This is a genomic window from Microvirga sesbaniae (assembly GCF_025460805.1).
Taxonomy (GTDB): Bacteria; Pseudomonadota; Alphaproteobacteria; order Rhizobiales; family Beijerinckiaceae; genus Microvirga; species Microvirga sesbaniae.
In genome coordinates, this window is sequence record NZ_JAMXFJ010000018.1 from 78134 (window position 1) to 98566 (window position 20433).

Sequence of the window (20433 nt, forward strand, 5' to 3'; positions counted from 1 at the left end):
ATCATCATGCGGGTTCAAGATAGCTCTCCCAGGCATCGATCGAGACGCGGATGGTCGGATCCGCCTGATCCCCCCAGAGCTCCCGCCCCGAGAAGCAGATCGTGTAGAGCCATTGCGGCTGCTCGCCCTGTCCATGAGCGTTCGTGTCCGGAAACACATGGCCGCCATGCACCAGCTCGACAACCCCCGTCTTGCCGCGAGCGTAGCGCGGCAGGCGCGTGTGGCCCTGAGGGTGCATGGTGCGGGTGCGGATCCGGTCGCCCACCGCAAAGCGCGCCGGCTGGTCGATCGGACGCTCGGCCGGACCACCGCGGGCCAGCACCGCAGGCACCTCCTCTGCCTTGAGCACCCGCTTGATCGGCGCCGGGTCGGCGAGCGATCGCCCCTGTGTCAGTTCCTCCGCAGAGACGAGGCCCACCGCAACGACCAGCTTCTCGACTCCCTTGGCCCAGATCTCGTAATAACGCGAGGTGAGATACTCGGCAGGCGGCAAGGACTCGCGGGCATGCCGGCTCATGTCGATGGTCCAACTGCCCGTGGCCCCCATCGCCAGGGTCAGGCCGAAGGCCCGCCTCTCCCACTCGGCATGGAACCAGGGCTCGTCCTGCTCGATGGCGATCGGGCCGAAGCCCATCATGCCGCCGAGGTCCTGAGCGCCATTCATCGCACGGCCTCCGGTTGCCGCGCGAGCCCGGTGCCGATCATCGAGTCGCGGGTGACGAGGTCGGCCAGAGCCTCCTCGCTCATGCCCTCAGTTCCCTCAGGGCGCATTGGCACCACCAGGTACCTGACCTCGGCGGTCGAGTCCCAGACACGGATGCGGGTGGTCTCGGGTAAGCGTACCCCGAACTCGGCGAGAACTCCGCGGGGATCGAGCACGGCCCGGGAGCGGTAGGGGGCGGACTTGTACCAGACCGGAGGAAGGCCGAGCACCGGCCACGGGTAGCAGGAGCACAGGGTACACACGACCATGTTGTGCTCACCTGGGGTATTCTCGACGGCCACCATATGCTCGCCCTGGCGTCCGATGAAGCCGAGGGACGCGATGGCAGCCGTCGCGTCCGTCCGGAGCCATTCCCGGTAGGCCGGATCAGCCCAGGCTTTGGCGATCACCCTCGCCCCGTTGCGGGGACCGACCTTGACCTCGTAGGTCTCGACCAGCGCGTCGATGGCGGCCGGATCGACATAGCCTTTCTCGACCAGGATGGACTCGAGCGCGCGCACCCGCAATTCGATCTCGGAGAGATGGCTGTGGTCGTCATGATCATGGTGATGATCGCCGTGCTCCATGGGTTCTCCCTCGCCTCCTCGGATGAGTCGGGCCATGCTAGAGCATCGGACCCAAAAGTGGACCCACTTTTGGGATCTATTCCGATGCTCAACCCCTTGAGTGGCGCACCGTTCGACGCGAAAACCGGATCCACTTTTCACGTCCGATTCTCTCACGACGGCGGTCTCCCGCGTCTGCGGTCAGAACTTGGCGCTGATTCCGAGCACGGGCCCATGCACGAGCATGTCGAACTCGTAGCGCTGCCGGCCCTCGCCCTGAGTGTAGTCCACAGAGAGGGCCCGGTAGCCGATCACACCCGAGAAGGTGATGCCCTGATAGGTGCCGAGTTCGAACCCGTAGGCGCCGATCGCCTGCCAGGAGAAGTCGCTCCCGACCCCGAAGCCGCCGATGTCGCCGCGGAGCAGAAGTTCATGTCCCGGCGCGATTGTGTAGCGCAGGCGTGCGCCGATCAGCGGGTCGAGCCAGTCGACGGAACCGGAGCGGGCGAAGGCGCGGCCGCCTTCCACCGCGAGGTCACCGATCTGGACCCCGGCCGCGACAGCGAGGGACAGGTCGGCCTCCTGGTGCCAGTAGCGCGCACCGGCGAGGATGTCGAAGGCCAGTGGTCCCGAGCGGTAAACCTCGTAGGCGGCGCCGACTTCGGCGATGGTCATCTCGATGTCGAGGCCGAGGGAGGTCGCGAGGGTTCCGGTCACGCCGGGTGCGAGAGAACGGCTGCGGACGTTGCCGCGCTCGACGCCGATCTTGGTCCAGACCACGTTGCCCAAAAGCGCAAAGGGACCGTTGCGGGCCTCGAAGTCGCCCATGAGGGCCACGAGCGTGTCGCTCTCCCTGACGATGTCGGCGAAACTCGCGTCCACCTTCGCGGACCGCCCGCGTACGGTTTGGGTGCCGTCCAAGGCGATGAGCCAGCCGTAGGGTACGAAGCGGAAGGACCAGCTCGGCAGAGCGGGAGCCTCGATCACGGGCGCCGGGGGAGGAGGCAAGTCGGCGGCGAGGGTGGGATTGAGTCCGCCGGCGAGAAGGCCGAGCGAAGCCAGGACGCCGCTCGACAGCCACTGCGAAAGGTCACGCATCGTTCCCCCTTGGATTGCCGGTCCCCTGCCTCTTCTAGAGCATCGGACGTGAACAGTGGGTCCACTGTTCACGTCCGATGCGCGAGGCGTTAGCAATGCTGAGCACCGGCCGACCCCGTCGGGCACCCGCGCCGCTGCAAGCGGACGGTGCTCCCTCAGTCGTCGGGAAGTCCCGACCACGATGCCTCCGTGACACTCTTCCCTCCTTCGGATCTCGTGCCCTCGGCGATCTGGATCGGGGCCGGGCGGCCCACGAAATCGCTCCACTGCGCCTCCGTGCCATGGAAGGCGTTGCGGTCCACGTTTCCGGCGATACCCGGGACCCTTCCCGTGGTCGTGAACTGCCAGAAGGTCCATTGACGGTCGTTGTAGCGAACCTGAGGCTCGGCGGCGGTGCTTCGGATCCAGAACGGATAGTCCTTGAGCTCGCCCTCGAGAACTTCCCTGTGGAAGGTGATATCCGTGTAGATGATCGGTTTCTTGCCCGTGTGAGCCTCCATCTCGCGCAGGATGACCCGGATCATGGCCAAGGCCTTGTCCCGCGGGATCTTCCGGCCGCAGGAAGGAGACGCGCCATTCCATTCGGCATCGAGCACGGGGGGCAGAGCGTCCGCCTCCGGCTGCACGTTCCTCCTGAACCAGGCCGCCTGCTCCTCGGCGGGCCGGCACCAGTACACGAAGTGATAGGCGCCACGCAGGACGCCCGCGTTGCGGGCGCCTTCCCAGTTCTCGGCGAATCTCGGATCGACGTGATCCCCGCCCTCAGTGGCCTTGATGAAGGCGAAGCGGGTGCCTCCGTCACGCAAGGCTGCCCAGTCCACCTTTCCTTGCCATCGAGAGATGTCCACGCCGTGAACGGGCCGGAAATGCGCACTCGCGACACCGCCGTGCGGCTTGGCATCTCCAACGCCTGACATCAGCCCCAATCCCGAGCAGGAAGCGAGCGCCATGCCCAGGGGCACAATCGCGCAAAGCCGGAATCCGGCCCTCAGTACCGCAAGCGCTCTGTCCATCTGCTCGTCCCCGCACCGGTTGAAACCCGGCCCTCGTGCTTCGTGGAGAACTCGATGCCAAATATGGCGCAGGAACAGCAATTAGGGACAAAAAGAGGCAAATGTGAGATGGTGCGGGCCGGACTAGCTTTATCCGTTTCTCCTTTGCTCCGCCCCGAGCGGCGTGTGCCAAGTGTCGACCGAAAATTCCACGGAAGTCGTGCGGAGAAATGGACGGTCATGACCGGCGTGCCATAAAAAAACCCTGCCCGTCGCAGGGCAGGGTTTGAGTGATCTCCTCGCCTTCGGGGGTTACGCCGAAGTCGGGCCAGTAGGTCACGTCCCACGCAGCGTGTCAAATCCGACAAAAGTATTCACGACGCTATAGGCGTATATTCATATCAGCTGTACTGACCTAATGAGTAAAGTTCAAGCATGTGTTGCATCTTTGCTATAGCCCTTCTTGGCAGTTGATCCATACTCTGTCCTTGTGAATCTTGGTCCACAAGGGGATTGCCCATGAAAACGCGTATTCTTGGCTTGCTTGCCGCAACTGCCCTCTCTACGGCTGCTGTCTCGTCCGTGTCCGCCGCGGACCTGCCGGTCCGTGCCGCTCCTCCTCCGGTGATCGCGGCCGTTCCGGTCTTCACCTGGACCGGCTTCTACATCGGTGGCAACCTCGGCTGGGGCTGGCGCGACAGCAACGAAGACACTGTGATCCTGACCGGCCCCGGCGTTCCGGGCGGCATCGCGGGAGGCACGCTGCTCTTCGATAACAACAACGATGGCACCTTCACCGGCGGCGGCCAGATCGGCTACAACTACCAGATCGGCTCCTTCGTGATCGGTGCCGAGGCCGACATCCAGGGCATCGATAACAACGACGACAACAATGCGGTGTTCATTCCGGGCCCGGGCTTTGCCGGCGGCACCTTCGTGCCCGGCCAGTTCGAGAACTCGGCGGATTGGTGGGGCTCGGTGCGCCTGCGCGCCGGCGTGGCCTTCGACCGCTTCCTGGTCTACGCCACGGGCGGTCTGGCCTACACGGAAGACAACACCGGCTGGGTGGTCGGCGGCGGCGTCGAGTGGGCGCTTCCCACGAACTTCAATCTGTTCGGCGGCAACAGCGCTGTCACCCTCGGCCTGGAGGGTCTGTGGGTCAGCATCGATCAGGACAACGACAACAACGGTCGCGTCGGAACCTTCACGCCGGTCGGCGGCGCGCCGGTCGACGTGTTCCTGCCGCGCAACAACGACGATCAGGACTTCTTCGTCGCGCGGGCCAAGCTGAACTTCAAGTTCGGCACCTACTAGGATCGCCAGATCAACAGCAACACGAAAGGCCCGGGGCGCGCGCCCCGGGCCTTTTTGCTGGAGGAGATCTCCGTCGCCCGACGGCTTCGGCAAAGTGCAAAGCATGCACTCCGAGCGCACGACGCACCTGACCTCCGACAGCGCCCTGCTCCCAAGCGAAGTCTGGTGACGGATGGATGGAATGCCTGCCGGAATGTCCGGATGGGGTTCTCCACGGCGATTGCCGGCGCCTCAGGAAGGTCTGTCGTTTTGAGCCCTTGCAGACACTCGGCCCGCTTCCGCCCGGTGCCAGAAGAAGACGTTCATGCAACGCCACGATGGATCGCGTCGAAGCCAAGGTCCGTCAGCTCGACCGTCCCAGCGTCCGGCACGGTCACGTACCCAAGCTGCTTCAACTCGGAAATGGCCACGGCAACAGCGGGATCTGTCCCGAAATGCGCATCCAGTGTTGCCATTGTCACACGGGCGCCGGGTTTTCGGTGGGTTTCACGAAAGAACCCAAGGATCTCGCAGGCTGTCTCGCTGAGCGGCATTCTCGCCTCCACCGGATCAACGTCGGCTATTCGGCCACGTGCAGACGGAATTCGGGCCCGTTGGGGCTGCCCATGGATTCTAACCGGCTCATGGCAGCATCGATCTCCTCCATGTCGTAAGCCATCGAGGGAGCCAGGTTCGTGATGTGATGGTCCCATTGCATTCGGCAGGAGATGTAGGCCTCGGCACCAGCCTGCCCGTCAGCCGTGACCTCGATCCCCGCCTGCTGAAGCCGAAGCAGGGCAGCACGGTAGCGTGCTCGCCAGCGGTCCCGGGTCTGCGGGTCCGGTTGAGCCTCCCGGTCCGGCGCCCCATGCGGGAGAAAGGTGTTCTCCAAGGTGATGACCAGCATCATCGACGCCTCCCACAGCTGCGCGACGGCTCCGGCCTCCTTCAGCCAGCCGTCCTTCTGATCATCCAGGGCGCTCCTGATCAGGCTCACCGTGTCCAACGCGACCAGCGTGGAACGGGACACCGAATGGTATGGATCGCTGAAGCGGAAATAGAACAGCACCGGGTAGAAGTGGTGCGCCTCCTTGGCTTGGGTCATCTCGACGGCGAGTTCCGACAGGTTCGTGTAGCCGCCACTGAACTGTCCCCGAGGTCCGAGACGTGCCAGCAGTTCGGCGGCGTCCCCTGTGCACCCTGAGAGGAAATGAAGGTTCATGGCCAGCACGTTGCGCCGCTGGAGCGCCGTATAGACCTGCATCAGATAGGTCAGCGTCAGCGACATCACCGACATTCCGATCAGCGAGTTGAACAGGAAGAGCAGCCGGGTGGGACTTGTGTGCGGGGTGAAGTCGCTCGCCCCGACGATGGCCATGCTGGTCCCGCCGGCATACATCGCGGTGACGAAGTCGGTGGGCGTCTCGCCGTTGCTGGCGCGGATCGAGGTGCCGAGTTCCGGGTGCATGATCAACGCCGCCCCGAGCGTCAGCCCGAGAGCCCAGACCCCAACCAGCAGCACGAGGATGACCGGACCGCAGAAGGACAGAGCCGCCCCTCGTCTGGAGCCGAGAACCTTCGAGGCGCTGACGGCCGAGGCCCAGACCAGCCGCGCGACCCTGGAGCCGATGATGCTGGTGCCGATCCGGGCATAGAGCACGGTCAGAAAGATATCGAGCAGGATGATCAGGATCAGCAATATCCCAAGGCCCTGCTCCAGTCGCCCCATCATGCCAGGCCTCCTGTCATCCCAGCTGCTCGGTCAGGGTCGCTGGGGCTGCCCGGTCGTGCCGGTCGCCTCCCCGTTCTGCCCGGGCTCGATGCGCCACAGCTGCGTCTCGAGGCGCGGACCGTTCTCGGGCTTGAACCAGCTCATATCCTGGATGCGGGAGCTGGTGACGTAGAGGGTGCCATCGGGTCCCTCAGAGAATGTATCGGGCCAGCGCAGCCGCTTGTCCTGGACGAGGGTGGTGATGCGATCCCCATCGCGGACCTTCACGGCATCCTGCTCAATCGCGCTCAGATAAAGCCGCCCGCGCCCGTCGATCCAAAGACCGTCCGTCGGCTCAGTCTCAGTGACACGCTCCACCCGAGCTTCGAGGTCCTTCTCGGACAGACGTGCGTTCTCCAAGGCATCGGTCGCGATTCGATAGAGCGTCCGGCCGGTCAGCGCTTTCCAATAGAGCGTGCGCCCATCGGGAGAGAGCGCGATGCTGTCGGCGGCAAATTCGACTCCGCGCCCGTCGGGCCGACGCAACTCCTGCCCATCGGTCTTCACCACCACATCCTTTTCCGGCTGGGTGCTCGGGTGGCCGTCGAGGACGCGTCGAGCCTTGCCGTTTTGCAGATCCACAACAACGAGAGCGCCCTTGGCTCCGGCATCGGTCAGGTAGGCATGCCGTCCATCCGGCGAAAACCGCACATCGTTCAGGTAGCTGCCCTGAGGGGCGACCGTCTCGTCGAAGCGGATCACCTGCGCAACCTTGTTTGTCTTCAGGTCGATCCTGGCGAGCTTGGGCCCACCCTGCACGACGGGTGCTGTGGCTGGCGCGGCCGGATCCACGACCCAGAGATTGCCGTGCGCATCGGCCACGACGCTCTGGACGCACACGAAGTGATCCCCGGCGGACATCTGGTTCTTCTTGGCATTGCGCCAGGAATTCCACTCGTCATCCGGGTAGGGTTTGATCTGGCCGTCGCGCGTTACCTCGGCCACCGAGATCGGGGCATCCTCGGTCCACCGCGGGAAGTTGACGAAGATGCGCCCATCCTTCGAAACGGTCACTCCGGTCACCTGATGCTCAAAGCTGGCGACCTGCTGCAACTGCGCCGGACCCTGAGAGGGGGCTGGACTCTGCTGTGCCATGGCTGTGGTGGCCAGGAGCGTTCCGAGAAGCAGCGTCACCGGTGTGAGCCTGAGCATGTTCGCCTCCATCGTGGGCAAGGATCGTATCGGATACGGCTGCCCTCTCGCAGCGTGAACGCCGCTCGCGCGCAGCCGTATTGTCGCTCGGTCAGTGAGGACGTGGCCTCTCCTGCGGGGCTCGATCCGACACCGCTGCGAGGCTTGGCGCGGCCCGCATGTCCGGCGGCACCTGGAAGTCCTTGGCTGCGCCTCGCGCGGCCTGGACACCCTGCGGGAAGCCTGTGCGATTCCGATAGGAGCGCGGGCGGCCCCGGGGGCGGCTGTGGCGGGCCGTAACGCCCTGTGCGCCAATGATGTCGAGCAGCGTCACCCCCAGCACTGCCGCAAGAGCAATCCCGACATTGTGACGCTTCGGATTGTCGTGCCGCATGGCCGCCATCAGGGTGGCGATGTCGAGTCCGTCGCCGGCCACCCGGCTCCACAATCCAAGGTGCTTGTCGGGCGAGAGCGAGACGATGCCGTGCCCGAGTTCGCGGACGCCATAGGCCCGCACGAGGGCCTCCTTGCCCTCCATGCCCAGCGCACGGGTGAAGCGCTCCGCCGCGACCAGCTCCGCTATGCCCAGGCCGATGCTGTACCAGCCCAACGCCTTGGCCAAGCGGTCGGCCGCCCCCAGCGAGCTGGGGCCGGAATGAAGGACCTTCGGGTCACCCTTGGACCGGGCGATGTTCGAGATGTAATAAGCCATGTCTTCTCTCTCCGGTCTTTAGGGCTTCAGAACCACTTTGATGCAGCTGTCCTGCTTGTCGCGGAACACCTTGTACATCTCGGGTCCCTCATCGAGGCTCACGGTATGGGTGATGACAAACGATGGGTCGATCTGCCCCTCCTCGATGCGGCGCAGAAGGTCATCGGTCCAACGGTTGACGTGCGTCTGGCCGGTGCGAAGGGTCAGCCCCTTGTTCATCAGCTGGCCCATCGGGATCTTGTCGACCAGCCCGCCATAGACACCGGGGATTGAGATCACCCCGGCCGGGCGGCAGACATAGATCATCTCGCGCAACACGTGCGGCCGGTCGCTTTCGGCTCCCAGCATCTGCTTGGCGCGGTCGTAGACCGTATCCGGCATGGAAGGCGAGACATGGGCTTCCATCCCGATGCAGTCGATGCACTTCTCCGGGCCCTCGCCGCCGGTGAGCTCGTTCAGACGCTCGACCACGCTCTCCTCGTCGAAGTTGATGGTGATGGCGCCACCGGCTTGCGCCATTTCCAGGCGCTCCGGCAAATGATCGATGGCGATCACCTGCTTGGCGCCGAGGAGCACGGCGCTGCGGATCGCCATCTGACCGACAGGACCGCAGCCCCAGATCGCGACCGTGTCCGTCGGCTGGATGTCGCACTGGACCGCCGCCTGCCAGCCGGTGGGGAAGATGTCGCCGAGGAAGAGAACCTTCTCGTCCGGGATCCCGTCCGGCACCTTGATGTGGGTCGCATCGGCAAAGGGAACGCGCAGATACTCGGCCTGCCCGCCGGGATAGCCGCCGGTCAGATGCGTATAGCCGAACAGGCCCGCCGTCGCATGGCCGAAGACCTTGTCGGCGAGATCCTTCTTGCGGTTGCTCCGCTGACAGACGGAGAAGTTGCCGCGCTTGCACTGATCGCACTCGCCGCAGATGATCGTGAACGGGACAACGACGCGGTCCCCCTTCTTGAGCTTGCCCCTCGCTTCGGGCCCGACCTCGACAACCTCTCCCATCATCTCGTGCCCCATGACATCACCGGGCAGCATGGCAGGAATGAAATTGTGAAACAGGTGAAGGTCCGAGCCGCAGATGGCGCAGCTCGTCACCTTGATGATGGCGTCCCGCGGCTGCTCGATCTCGGGGTCAGTGACGGTGTCGCAGCGAATATCTTCCTTGCCGTGCCAAACGAGGGCTCGCATGCCTTCTTCCTCCTCTTGTCCAACGAAGATGCAAAGGATCCTGCGTCCGGAACTCGTGACAGTACGGGGCAGATCTCTGCGGGGATGGTCGTCAGGGGTCGTGGCTCATGAACGACTGCGCCGAGGGGAAGTGCTGCGGATGATCCCTGAGGGACATCCCGCTTTGCCTCGAATGGAGCGCGGTTCTCCCGCTCTGCCGACCTCTCATGAGGACAGCATTTTGAATGGGGCATTCCTGCCAGACGGTCAGGCTTCGGGCGTGCCTGACCCCTGAGGCACCTTCGGCCCTGGGCTGGGCGACCGGAATCCCGCCGAGGTTGCGACCAGCACGGCTTGTGACGAGTTCTGCGCGCCAAGCCGCTGCATGACGTGGGCCCGATGAGTCTCCACGGTCCGAGGGCTGGGGCCGATGTCCCGACCCATTGACTTGTTGGTCTTGCCGGCCAGCAAGCCTGCTTAGGCTGCACCCATCACGGCCCGCTACACCGGATCGGCCCATGCGACGTGAAGACCCGTCCGCCCGAGGACAGGGCGCCCGGCAGCGGCGATCGGCGCACGCAACAGCCACAGCCGGCTGGATGCGCCGCCGAAGAAGGCCGCGGGTCAGTCGCGCTCCGCTGGGTTGCTTCGTGGGCGATGCGACCTCCAGAGTTGATGCGGGCGATGGCTGGTGCGCTGAGAGATGCTCGTGACGCTTCAGCCCCGCATTGAGGGCATGCGCATGGGTCCTGGAACCGCGCCATGGGCCGCATTGCAGTGAACGGCCCGCACCCTTGGCACTCGTAGTCGTAGATCGGCATGGGGTCCTCACATTCGAGCTCGTTTGGCGAGATGGTACACAGGCCGAGCGCGCGACTGCCCGCCCGGCCCGTCCCATCACGCGGCGGGCTTGAGAACCACCTTGGTCCAGCCATCGTCACGCGCGTCGAAGTGCTGGTAGGCGTTCGGTGCCTCGCCCAGCGGCAGTTCGTGCGAGATGATGAAGGACGGCTTCGCGCGGCCCGTCGAGATCAGGTCTCGCAGCTGCCGGTTATACGCCTTGACGTTGCACTGGCCGGTGCCGATCGTCTGACCCTTGAACCAGAAGAGACCGTAATCGAAAACGATCTCGCCCTGCTTGTAGAGCGGGTCCTGAGGCGCCGGATCCTGGGGCACATAGACGCCGACCACGCCGATGCCCCCGGTGAACTTCACTGACTTTACCAGGTCGTTCATGATCATGTTGGGGTGCTCGTGACCGTCCGGGTCGTGGGCCTGGTAGCCGACGCACTCGCAGCCGCGGTCGGCGCCGATGCCGTTCGTCAGAGCAAGGACCTGGTCCACCGCGGAGCCCTTGGAATCGTCGATGGGCAAAGCCCCGATCGAGCCTGCGAGGCGCAGACGGTCGGGATGGCGGTCGACGACCATGACCATGCACGCGCCCTTGATCATCGCGGAGTGAGCCGCCATGAGGCCGACCGGCCCGGCCCCGTAGATGACGACCGACTCGCCGGGACGCAATCCTGCAAGTTCGGTGACGTGCCAGCCGGTTGGGAAGATGTCGGCCAGCATCACATAGTCGTTCTGTCGTTCCTCCGCGTCCGGTGGCAGCTTCAGGCAGTTGTAATCGCCGTAGGGGACACGAAGAAGGTCGGCTTGGCCGCCCCGATAAGGCCCCATATCGGCGAAGCCGTACGCAGCGCCGGCCATGTTCGGCACGACGCTTCGATCCGCCGTGGTCAGGCAGAACGCGCTCAAGCCGCGCTCGCAGTTCTTGCAGAACCCGCAGCCGATGTTGAAGGGAATGGCGACCCAGTCCCCAACCTTCACCCGATCGACCGCATCGCCCACTTCGGCCACCTGACCGAGGTTCTCGTGCCCGAACACGCCGCCGCGCGGGAAGTCGGTCCGGCCCTCATACATGTGCAGGTCGGAGCCGCAGATGTTGGTGCTCGTGATCCGGACCAGAACGTCGGTCGGCCGCTCGATTCGCGCGTCGGGCACGTCCTGCAGCGCAACATCGCGCGGCCCGTTATAGACAACTGCTCTCATCGTGTTCTCCCAACCTGAAGCCGCATGCTCGAGAGGCGCGACTCGTCACCTTGGCGATGGCGTCGCGGGGATGGTCGTCCGGGCCTGTGGCTCATGAACGACCGCGCCGAGGGGAAGTGCTGCGGATGATCCCTGAGGGGCATTCCGCTCTGTTTCATACGGCTTATTACAGTGCAGATTTCCCGCTCTGCCGACCTCCAGCGAGAACAGCACCTTGAGCGGGACATTCTTGCTAGGCCGTCAGGTTTCGGGCGTATCTGATCCCTGAGGCACCTTCGCCCCTGGGCTGCGCGGCTCGAACCCAGCGGAGGTTGCGACCGGCACGGCTTTTGACAGCGTCTGCACGCCAAGCCGCTGCATGACGTGGGCCCGGTGCCTCTCTACCGTCCGAGGGCTGAGGCTGACGGGTCCGGCGGCGTGAGCGGGGAAGACGGACATGGCCAGGGGCCCCGCCGAGCAGGGCCAACGGGGATCGCCCGGAAGGATGCATGAGGATCTCCCAATGCGGGGCCGGAACCGGCATCTCCGGTCAGGTTGGCAAGAGCTACTGCCAAGACGTAGGCGTCGAATGGCTTCTCCCATGTCGCGACGTCGCGATACGCGGCCGGCAGGAAGGCTTGGCTGTAGCCGGTCGCAAAGATGAAGGGGATCGCTCGCTCCCTGAGAGAATCGGCGACCGGGAACACCGGTTTGCCATGCAGCTCAACATCGAGAACGGCCATGTCAACCCTTTCAGACGCCAGCAGAGCCAGCGCCGCCTCCCGGGTTGGAGCCGGTCCGACCACCGCCGCCCCGGCTCGCTCCAGAACTTGTGCGATGTCGTCGGCAATGAAGTACTCATCCTCGACGATCAGCACGTGGCGGTTGATCAAACTTGCTTGCGAGACTGATAAGGTCACGGGCTTTCCTGGTCCTGTTCCTGGCTGGCTCAAAGCTTCGATGCTGCATGTGGCCCGGCCGATCCGCAGCGGTCCGGGCATGGCCACATGCCCATTGGGGCAGTGTCATGGATGAGGATGAACGCGGCATCCGGTGGTCACCGGGGATGGTTCCGTATCGTGTTGCAGCGGCGTTCGGGCGATCAGGGCCCGCTGGAGCTCAAGGCTCGCCGGCCCCTGCGTCACGGCTCACCGGCGGGCGGGCCTGCACGCCCGCCAGGGCGGCGACCCGCACCAGTTCAGGGACCGTCCTGGCGCCCAGCCGCTGCATGACGTGAGCGCGGTGGGTTTCCACCGTGCGCGGGCTGAGGCCGATGGCCCGCCCGATCTGCTTGTTGGTCTGGCCGGCCAGCAGGCCCTCCAGGACCTCGCGTTCGCGGGCCGGCATCTCGGCGATGCGCCCCCGGGCCTGGTTGGACTCCTGGTCGCGCTCGTCGGCCTGGGAGATGTCGGCGGCCGCCGACGCAAGGGCGGCCAGCAGCCCATCCGGAGCATAGGGGACCGGCAGGAAGTCCACCACTCCCGCTTTCATCACCCGCACCCCGAAGGTCACGTCGCCTTTGGGGTCGCCGAGGACGATCACCGGCAGGCCGAGGCGCCGGGCCTTGAGCTCCCGCGGGATGGTCAGTTCGCCCGCCTCGGGCTGGCGGATGTCGAGCACCACGCAGCCGGCCGCGAGCGCCGGGGCCGCCTCCAGGAAAGCCTTGCCGGACGGGAAGGCTCTCACGTCATAGCCGGCGTCGCGCAGCCCGCGCGTCAGATCCTGACGCGAGGCCTCGTCGGCATCGACCACATAGACGAAGCGCCCGTCATGGCGGGTGATGTCCTGGGCGACGCCGCCGGCACGGCGGATCCGGCCCTGAGCGTCGCGAATGGGGAAGAAGGTGTTGCGGATCCAGCGCACGACCCCATCCTGCCGGATGATGCGGAACTCTTCGGTGCTGATGTCGCCCAGTCTGACGCGTTCAAGCGCGCCTCGCGCGCGCTCTCGATCATCCGGATGGACGAAGCGGCTCCACCGGCTGGGATCGCCAAGCGTGCTTTCGACTGTTTCGCCCCAAATGGGTTCGAAAGCGGGGCTCAGGTATTCGAGGTTCATCGTCTCGAAGTCCATGATCCAAAGGGTGCTGCTGGAGTTCTCGGCGAACTGCCGGAAGCGCTCTTCGCTCTCGCGCAGGGCGGCTTCGGCCCGCTTGCGCGTCGTGATGTCCAAGACGGCTCCCATGAATGCAACCGGACGGCCATGCTCGAAGGTGGTCCTGCCCTGGGTGGAAACCCAGCGCTCGATCCCATCCCCGATACCGATCACGCGATATTCAAGGGCGTAGAGACCGTCACCTGTGGGGTCGACACAATGGGCCAGCGCGGCATCGACCTGAGCGCGATCCTCGGGATGAATGCCGGATAGCCACACCTCGTGGTCGACATGGGCATCAGGCTCCAGCCCCCACATCGCCTTGAGCTGCGCGTCCCAGTCCAGGACTCCCGTGGCCGGATCCCAGGTGTATGGCGACAGACCGACGAGGTCGATGGCCGCCTGGAGCCGCGCTCGGCTTTCGCGCAACGCCTGCTCCGTCCGCTTCTCCCGCTCGACGACCTGCACCACGAAGACTGCGCCCAGACCCTCCTGAGCGGTGTTGCGGAAGGGCGCGGCGCTCACCCGCGTCCAGATCTCCTGGCCATCGGGAAGCGTGGCGAGGAAGTCGATACCTGGAACAACCGTTTCACCCCGCAGCGCCCGGGCGCTCGGATAGTCGGAGGGGCTGAGACGCTGGCCATCCGGGGTGTAGCCCCGCCAGCCCTCGCTTTGCATGGGATCTCTGGAGGGGATTCTATCAAGAGCGTACTGCTGGAGGATCTGGTTGCTCAGGACAATGTTCCCCTGAGGGTCGACGAGGCCCACACCGACCGGCAATTGCTCCAGAATGGCTGCAAGCTTGTTCTCGCTTTCGCGCAGGGCTGCCTCGGCTCGTACGCGCTCGGTGGTCTCGTGGACAGTGCACAGCACCCCGCCAACGCCGCCTGTCTCATCCCCAATGGGGCTGTAGGAGAATGAGAACCATGTTGCCTCGGGATGGCCGTGGCGCATGAGCGTCAGCGGCAGGTCCTCAAAGTAGCTGGCCTCCCCTTGCATGGCCCGATGGGTGATCGGACCGATGGTGTCCCACACCTCCGACCAGACCTCGGGGAATGGCCGCCCGAGGCCGCTCGGTTTGTCGCCCATGATCGGAATGTAGGCATCATTGTAGAAGCTGGTCAGTTCCGGCCCCCAGGCCAAGTAGGTGGGGAAGGCGGAGCTCAGCATGATGCTCAACGCGGTGCGCAGCGATTGCGGCCAAGTCTCTGTTGGCCCGAGGGGCGTAGCAGCCCAGTCATGGGTTCGCACGCGTTCACCCATGATGCCGCCGGTAATAGCTTCCGCCGTGCTCATCTCCATTCTTCCTCGAAATATGTCATGAGAGGCCTTTCCGACAAAACTTAACGGTTGTGAGGGCGGCTTCCCAAAACGGGACCACGGCTGCTCGTCTGTCTTCGCCAATCCTGCCGCACCTGGCCCCATTAGCTGCTCCGTGATGTAAGTGTGGGCTGATGGAGGCCAGCCCACACTCGTTGGTTCGCAGCCGCGTATCTTCCCTCAGGAATCGACCGGTAGGCGTTTAGGCCCCTACGATTGTTACCCTCCACAAGTTCCGCGGAACGACGATTATTAGCGTCAGCCCATCTGATCTCCTCAGGTGGGGCGCTAACGAAGTCCCTCGACGCCACCGAGATGTGCCATGATGGACCAACACGATGAACGGCCCCGACGGGTCCGCAACGATAGTCCGGCCCGCCCTAGAGCAACGGGAGCCGCGCAGTCTTGGCTGGGTCAACGGCAAGGGCAACAGGATGCTCGCGGGCGCCGTTCGAGCTTTGGCATGGTTGGACTTGCCCTCGCGGCCGCTGCGGGCGTGGCCGCCATCGGCCTGATCGAGACCCAAATGCGCGGTACCGGAAGCCGGACCAGGACAGGTCCGAACCGACAGCCAGATGCTGGCGATGAGCCGGAGGTCGAGCGTTCGATCACGATCGAGGACGTTCCCGCGGACGAACTCTACCGTCGCTGGCGCGATCCCGAAACCATGAGGCGGATCATGGCGCCCTTTGCCGACGTCCAGCCCACGGGTGACGGGCAAACACGCTGGAACGCCGGCCCCAATCTGGGCTCCTGGGACATGCGCTTGGCCGATGACCGGCCGGGCGAGTTCATGCGCTGGGAGGCACAAGGCCGGGGCGCTCTGATCCGGGAAACGTCCGTTCGCTTCCGTCCCGCAACGGGCAACCGCGGCACCGTGGTGGTCCTGCGCGCCAGCCTCGATCCACCCGGTGGCATGCTCGGCCGGATCGCCACCCAGATGCTGGGCAATACGCTACCGGCGGCGCTCGCGAGCAAGTCGCTGCACTACTTCAAGGCCCTCGTCCAGACCGGCGAGATCCCGACCACCGAGCGCCAGCCGGCGGCTCGGCCCGACCCTCGCTGACGAGGAGCTTCCCATGCGTGCGCTCATCTGGAACGGCGTCAATGATCTGCGTGTCGAGACCGTCAAGGACCCCGAGATCGTCAATCCGCATGACTGCATCCTGCGGGTCACCATGTCGACCACCTGCGGCTCGGACCTGCACTTCATCGACGGCTACATCCCGACCATGAAGGCCGGTGACGTGATCGGTCACGAGTTCATGGGCGTAGTCGAGGACGTCGGCCCCGAGGTGAAGAAGGTCAAGAAGGGCGACCGGGTCGTGGTGCCGTCCTTCATCACCTGCGGCCAGTGCTGGTACTGCAAGAACAAACTCTATTCGCTGTGCGACAACACCCATCCCAAGCCCGAGCTGCAGGAGCCCATCTTCGGCTATCCGACCGCCGGCATCTACGGCTATACCCACGCGTTCGGCGGCTATGCGGGAGCGCACGCTCAGTATGTGCGCGTGCCGTTTGCCGATAACGATTGCTTCAAGGTGCCGGATGGTGTGCCGGACGAGCAGGTGCTGTTTCTCTCCGATGCTGCCCCGACCGGCTACATGGGGGCGGATTTCTGCAACATTCAGCGGGGCGACGTGGTAGCCGTGTGGGGCTGCGGCGGCGTCGGCCTGATGGCGCAGAAGAGCGCCTTCCTCATGGGGGCCGAGCGGGTGATCGGGATCGACCGCTTGCCTGAACGGCTCCGGATGGCCCGCGAGCATGTCGGCTCCGAGACCATCAACTACGAGGAGGTGGACAGCGTCCTGGAGGTGCTCAAGGAAATGACGGGCGGCCGGGGCCCCGACGCTTGCATCGACGCGGTCGGCATGGAAGCGCACGGCACAGGTCTGCAATACGCCTACGACCGCGCCAAACAGCTCATGTACATGCACACGGATCGCGGCCAAGCGCTCCGCGAGGCAATCCTGGCCTGCCGCAAGGGGGGAACACTCTCGATCCTGGGCGTCTACGGCGTGATGGACAAGTTTCCAATCGGGGCCATCATGAACAAGGGCCTGACGGTGCGCACAGCTCAACAGCATGGGCAGGCCTACATGGACCGCCTGCTCGACCATGCCCAGAAGGGAGAGCTGAACCCATCGTTCCTGGCGACACATCGATTCCCGCTCGAAGATGCACCGCGTGGCTACGCCATGTTCAAGCACAAGGAAGACGGTTGCGTCCGCTCCGTGTTCATTCCCTGAACCGGAACGATGTCCATGACACTATCCAGGGCTGTGGAACAATCGGGGGTACAGGATGCATGCTCCCGCTCTTGTCATGGCCCCTGAAGACGCGATGGACGAACATTCACTGAGCACCGGAGATGAGGAAGGCAGCGGGCTTCGTGCTGCGGCCGCTGCCTCGGACAGAGATCGTGAATGTCCACATGGAAATCGTCACGCTCTCAATCGACCGTTGTCGAAGGCGCCTGTGGCCTGACGTGCATCAAACGAGAGTTCGCGACAAATACGCCGCCGTGCGGCTGCGTGATGCTTTTGCGACTTCGCCTGGCGGCCCGGATGCAACCACCTGCCCGCCCTCGTCGCCAGCGCCTGGACCCAGATCCATGATCCAGTCACTTCCCGCAGCAACGCGCATGTTGTGCTCGACCACGATGACAGTGTTACCGGCTTCGACCAGCCCGTCGAGCTGAGCCACGAGCCTCTCCACGTCGGCGGGATGGAGTCCGGTCGTCGGCTCGTCGAGGACGTAGAGCGTATCGCCGCGCTGGATCCGTTGAAGCTCGGCCGCAAGCTTGATCCGCTGTGCCTCCCCTCCAGACAGCTCGGTCGCTGGTTGGCCCAGCCGCAGATAACCCAGTCCCACCTCGCGGACGATCGTGAGGGACCGATGCAGAGGCGGCTCGTCGGCGAAGAATTCCCAGGCTGCATCGACCGTCATTCCGAGCACGTCGGCGACGGATTTGTCGCGGTATTTGATCTTGAGGGTGTCCGGGTTGTAGCGGGCGCCGTGGCAGGTCGGGCATGGAGCATAGACGCTCGGCAGGAACAGCAGCTCGACCATCACGAAACCTTCGCCCTCGCAATGCGGGCAGCGGCCCTTGGCGACGTTGAAGGAAAAGCGTCCCGCATCGTAGCGGCGGGCACGCGCCTGCTTGGTTGCGGCAAACAGCTTGCGGACATGATCGAAAAGGCCGGTATAGGTTGCAAGGTTCGATCGCGGCGTGCGGCCGATCGGCTTCTGATCAACGCGCACCAGGCGCCTGATGCCTTCCATGCCGCTGACGATCCGGCCCTCGCTGGCCATTGTCGCTGCCCGTTCCAGTTCCTCGCCCTCGTCTTCCGGCTCACGGATATCGTGACCGAGATGATCGGCCACCAGTTCGACCAGTGCCTGGCTGACCAGGCTCGACTTGCCCGAGCCGGATACGCCCGTCACGGTCGTGAGCACGCCCAAGGGAAATGCGACGTCGAGCCGGTCCAGGTTGTTGCGCGTCACCCCGGCGAGGCGCAGCCAGCCGCTTGGTGGGTGCACTTCCCGAAGCGGAAGAGAGCTTTCGCCGAACAGGTAACGCCGGGTCTGCGAGGCCTCAACTTGGCTGAGCCCGTCAGGAGGACCGCTATAGATGACATGGCCCCCCTGCTCTCCGGCGCCGGGGCCGACATCGACGATCCAGTCGGCATGACGGATGACATCGAGATTGTGCTCGACCACGAACTGCGAATTTCCGGATGCCTTCAGCTGCCCGAGCGCCTTCAGCAGTGCCTCCGTATCGGCCGGATGGAGCCCAGCGGACGGTTCGTCGAGCACATAGACGACGCCGAAGAGATTGGACCGCACCTGGGTGGCCAGTCGCAGCCGTTGGAGCTCGCCGGGCGAAAGGGTCGGGGTGCTGCGGTCGACGGCGAGATAGCCGAGCCCGAGATCGAGCATGACGCTGACTCGAGCGACAAGGTCCTGCGCGATGCGCTGCGACACCACCGCCTTCTCCGGATGCTCCGCCTCGATCTTTGCCAGCCGCGGAGCGGTTCCCTCCGCATAGGGGCGGAAAATGTCGGCGAGACGGATGAGTGGCAGACCGGAGATGTCGGCGATGTCCAGCCCCGCGAACGTGACGGACAGGGACTCGGGCCGAAGGCGCTTGCCATGGCAAAGCGGGCACTCGGTGCTCACCATGTATTGCGCCACGCGCCGCTTCATCAGCGGGCTCTGCGTGTTGGCGAAGGTGTGCAGAACATGGCGCTTGGCGCTCGTGAACGTGCCCTGATAAGCCGGTTCTTCCTTGCGCTTGAGCGCGTGCCGAACCTCCGCTTGAGTGTATCCCGGATAGACCGGAACAGTCGGCTGCTCGTCGGTGAAAAGAAGCCAGTTCCGGTCCTTCTTGGGCAGGTCCCGCCAGGGCCGATCCACATCGAAGCCGAGCGTGGTCGCGATGTCACGCAGGTTCTGGCCATGCCATGCGGTCGGCCAGGCGGCGATGGCCCGTTCGCGAATGGTCAGCGTGTCGTCGGGCACCATCGATCGCTCGGTGACCTCGTAGACCCGTCCGAGGCCATGGCACCGGGGACAGGCCCCCTCGGGCGTATTGGGTGAAAACGATTCGGCATAGAGGATTCCTTGGCCGCGCGGATAGTCGCCGGCCCGGGAGTAAAGCATGCGCAGCAGGTTGGACAGGGTCGTGACGCTGCCCACGGAGGAGCGCGTGGTCGGTGAACCGCGCTGCTGCTGGAGCGCGACGGCGGGGGGCAGACCATCGATATCGTCCACGTCCGGAACGGGCATCTGGTGGAACAGCCGCCTGGCATAGGGCGACACCGACTCGAGATATCGCCGTTGCGCCTCCGCATAAAGGGTTCCGAAGGCCAGCGAAGACTTTCCGGAGCCGGAGACACCCGTGAAAACAACCAGAGCATCGCGCGGGATCTCAAGGTCGATATTCTTGAGATTGTGCTCACGGGCTCCGCGGACGCGCACGAAGCCCGCTCGTTCCTGCACACCGGTCGGTGAATGGGGCATACGATCCTTCTGCATCGGGCCGCCTGGTGAAGTGTCGGACCCGCGAATATCTAGGGTGATTCAGCGCTCCCGCCACAGGGATGGCTTCTGATTCTGAAGGTCAAGGCCCGGTGGTTCGAGCATCGGACGCGACAAGTGGAATCCCCTTCTGGGATCGGATCCGATGCTCAATCCCTTGGGCGGCGCACCGTTCGGGACCCAGTCTTGATCGCACCGCCTCGCACCACCCTCCACGTCATCACCGGGCTTGTCCAATCCACCACCACGTCATCACCGGCCTTGTGCCGGTGATCCCGATTGTTTGGGGCGCGGCGCTTCACCTTATCGGGATGGCCGGCACAAGGCCGGCCATGACGTGGAGGGTGTCATCGCCCTCTCACACAACCCGCCACGTCATCACCGGGCTCGTCCCGGTGATCCCGATTGTCCGATGCTCCCCTCATGGCCGGCGCACCGCTGACTGCGAAAAGCCGGCTCGGTGCCAAGGACGACGTCGGCCCGTCCTGGATCTCGCAGCCGCTCAT

18 protein-coding genes are annotated in these 20433 nt (G+C 64.7%); 3 read left to right on the plus strand and 15 right to left on the minus strand.

All coding sequences use genetic code 11. The annotated features are described in order from the left end of the window. Positions 1–4: 4 nt before the first annotated feature. The 4 genes from nthB to OCW50_RS21855 form a co-directional block, all read right to left on the minus strand. Positions 5–664: a nitrile hydratase subunit beta gene (nthB, locus tag OCW50_RS21840; RefSeq protein WP_262272183.1), complete on the minus strand. Its 660-nt coding sequence runs from the start codon at positions 662–664 to the stop codon at positions 5–7. Next, positions 661–1326, minus strand: a complete 666-nt coding sequence (gene nthA / locus OCW50_RS21845) for a nitrile hydratase subunit alpha (protein WP_373371488.1) — start codon at positions 1324–1326, stop codon at positions 661–663. The genes nthB and nthA overlap by 4 nt, the downstream gene beginning before the upstream one ends. A 144-nt stretch (positions 1327–1470) precedes the next feature. After that, entirely contained in the window at positions 1471–2367 is an 897-nt protein-coding gene (locus tag OCW50_RS21850) for a hypothetical protein (protein WP_262298934.1), read from the minus strand. 155 nt (positions 2368–2522) lie between these two features. Next, positions 2523–3380, minus strand: a complete 858-nt coding sequence (locus OCW50_RS21855) for a glycoside hydrolase family 25 protein (RefSeq protein ID WP_373371489.1) — start codon at positions 3378–3380, stop codon at positions 2523–2525. Positions 3381–3878: 498 nt separating this feature from the next. Here OCW50_RS21855 and OCW50_RS21860 point away from each other — a divergent pair, with 498 nt between their 5' ends. Further along, on the plus strand, positions 3879–4673 hold the full coding sequence (locus OCW50_RS21860; RefSeq protein ID WP_262272185.1) for an outer membrane protein: 795 nt from the start codon (positions 3879–3881) through the stop codon (positions 4671–4673). A 302-nt stretch (positions 4674–4975) separates the two neighbouring features. On the opposite strand, the gene OCW50_RS21865 is transcribed toward OCW50_RS21860, so the two are convergent. The 10 genes from OCW50_RS21865 to OCW50_RS21910 all read right to left on the minus strand — a co-directional run bounded on the left by OCW50_RS21865 (position 4976) and on the right by OCW50_RS21910 (position 14860). Further along, complete coding sequence (locus tag OCW50_RS21865; protein WP_262272186.1) at positions 4976–5206, minus strand: hypothetical protein; 231 nt, start codon at positions 5204–5206, stop codon at positions 4976–4978. Positions 5207–5232: 26 nt separating this feature from the next. Further along, on the minus strand, positions 5233–6384 hold the full coding sequence (locus OCW50_RS21870; RefSeq protein WP_262298935.1) for a potassium channel family protein: 1152 nt from the start codon (positions 6382–6384) through the stop codon (positions 5233–5235). Positions 6385–6414: 30 nt separating this feature from the next. Continuing rightward, positions 6415–7575, minus strand: a complete 1161-nt coding sequence (locus OCW50_RS21875; protein WP_262298936.1) for an SMP-30/gluconolactonase/LRE family protein — start codon at positions 7573–7575, stop codon at positions 6415–6417. A 91-nt stretch (positions 7576–7666) separates the two neighbouring features. Further along, positions 7667–8266, minus strand: coding sequence for a hypothetical protein (locus tag OCW50_RS21880; protein ID WP_262272189.1), 600 nt, complete (start codon positions 8264–8266; stop codon positions 7667–7669). A gap of 18 nt (positions 8267–8284) precedes the next feature. Continuing rightward, positions 8285–9460, minus strand: a complete 1176-nt coding sequence (locus OCW50_RS21885) for a zinc-dependent alcohol dehydrogenase (protein ID WP_262272190.1) — start codon at positions 9458–9460, stop codon at positions 8285–8287. Positions 9461–9706: 246 nt separating this feature from the next. Continuing rightward, positions 9707–9910 (minus strand): LuxR C-terminal-related transcriptional regulator, encoded by a 204-nt coding sequence (locus OCW50_RS21890; RefSeq protein ID WP_262298937.1) that lies wholly within the window; start codon positions 9908–9910, stop codon positions 9707–9709. A 20-nt stretch (positions 9911–9930) separates the two neighbouring features. Next, entirely contained in the window at positions 9931–10374 is a 444-nt protein-coding gene (locus tag OCW50_RS21895; RefSeq protein WP_315974462.1) for an FmdB family zinc ribbon protein, read from the minus strand. Continuing rightward, positions 10337–11491: a glutathione-independent formaldehyde dehydrogenase gene (locus OCW50_RS21900; protein WP_262298939.1), complete on the minus strand. Its 1155-nt coding sequence runs from the start codon at positions 11489–11491 to the stop codon at positions 10337–10339. Before OCW50_RS21900 ends, OCW50_RS21895 begins: the two co-directional genes overlap by 38 nt. A gap of 380 nt (positions 11492–11871) precedes the next feature. Continuing rightward, positions 11872–12390, minus strand: coding sequence for a response regulator (locus OCW50_RS21905; RefSeq protein ID WP_262298940.1), 519 nt, complete (start codon positions 12388–12390; stop codon positions 11872–11874). A 199-nt stretch (positions 12391–12589) separates the two neighbouring features. Beyond that, a complete protein-coding gene (locus OCW50_RS21910; RefSeq protein WP_262298941.1) occupies positions 12590–14860 on the minus strand; it encodes a PAS domain S-box protein in 2271 nt (756 codons plus the stop codon). Positions 14861–15347: 487 nt separating this feature from the next. Here OCW50_RS21910 and OCW50_RS21915 point away from each other — a divergent pair, with 487 nt between their 5' ends. Continuing rightward, positions 15348–15950 carry an SRPBCC family protein gene (locus OCW50_RS21915; protein ID WP_262298942.1) on the plus strand — a complete coding sequence of 201 codons (603 nt, stop codon included), beginning with the start codon at positions 15348–15350 and terminating at the stop codon, positions 15948–15950. A 13-nt stretch (positions 15951–15963) separates the two neighbouring features. Continuing rightward, positions 15964–17133: a zinc-dependent alcohol dehydrogenase gene (locus OCW50_RS21920; RefSeq protein WP_262272353.1), complete on the plus strand. Its 1170-nt coding sequence runs from the start codon at positions 15964–15966 to the stop codon at positions 17131–17133. A gap of 244 nt (positions 17134–17377) precedes the next feature. Here the strand turns inward: OCW50_RS21920 and uvrA are convergent, their stop codons facing one another. Then, complete coding sequence (uvrA, locus tag OCW50_RS21925) at positions 17378–19924, minus strand: excinuclease ABC subunit UvrA (RefSeq protein ID WP_373371490.1); 2547 nt, start codon at positions 19922–19924, stop codon at positions 17378–17380. Between the last annotated feature and the right edge of the window lie 509 nt (positions 19925–20433).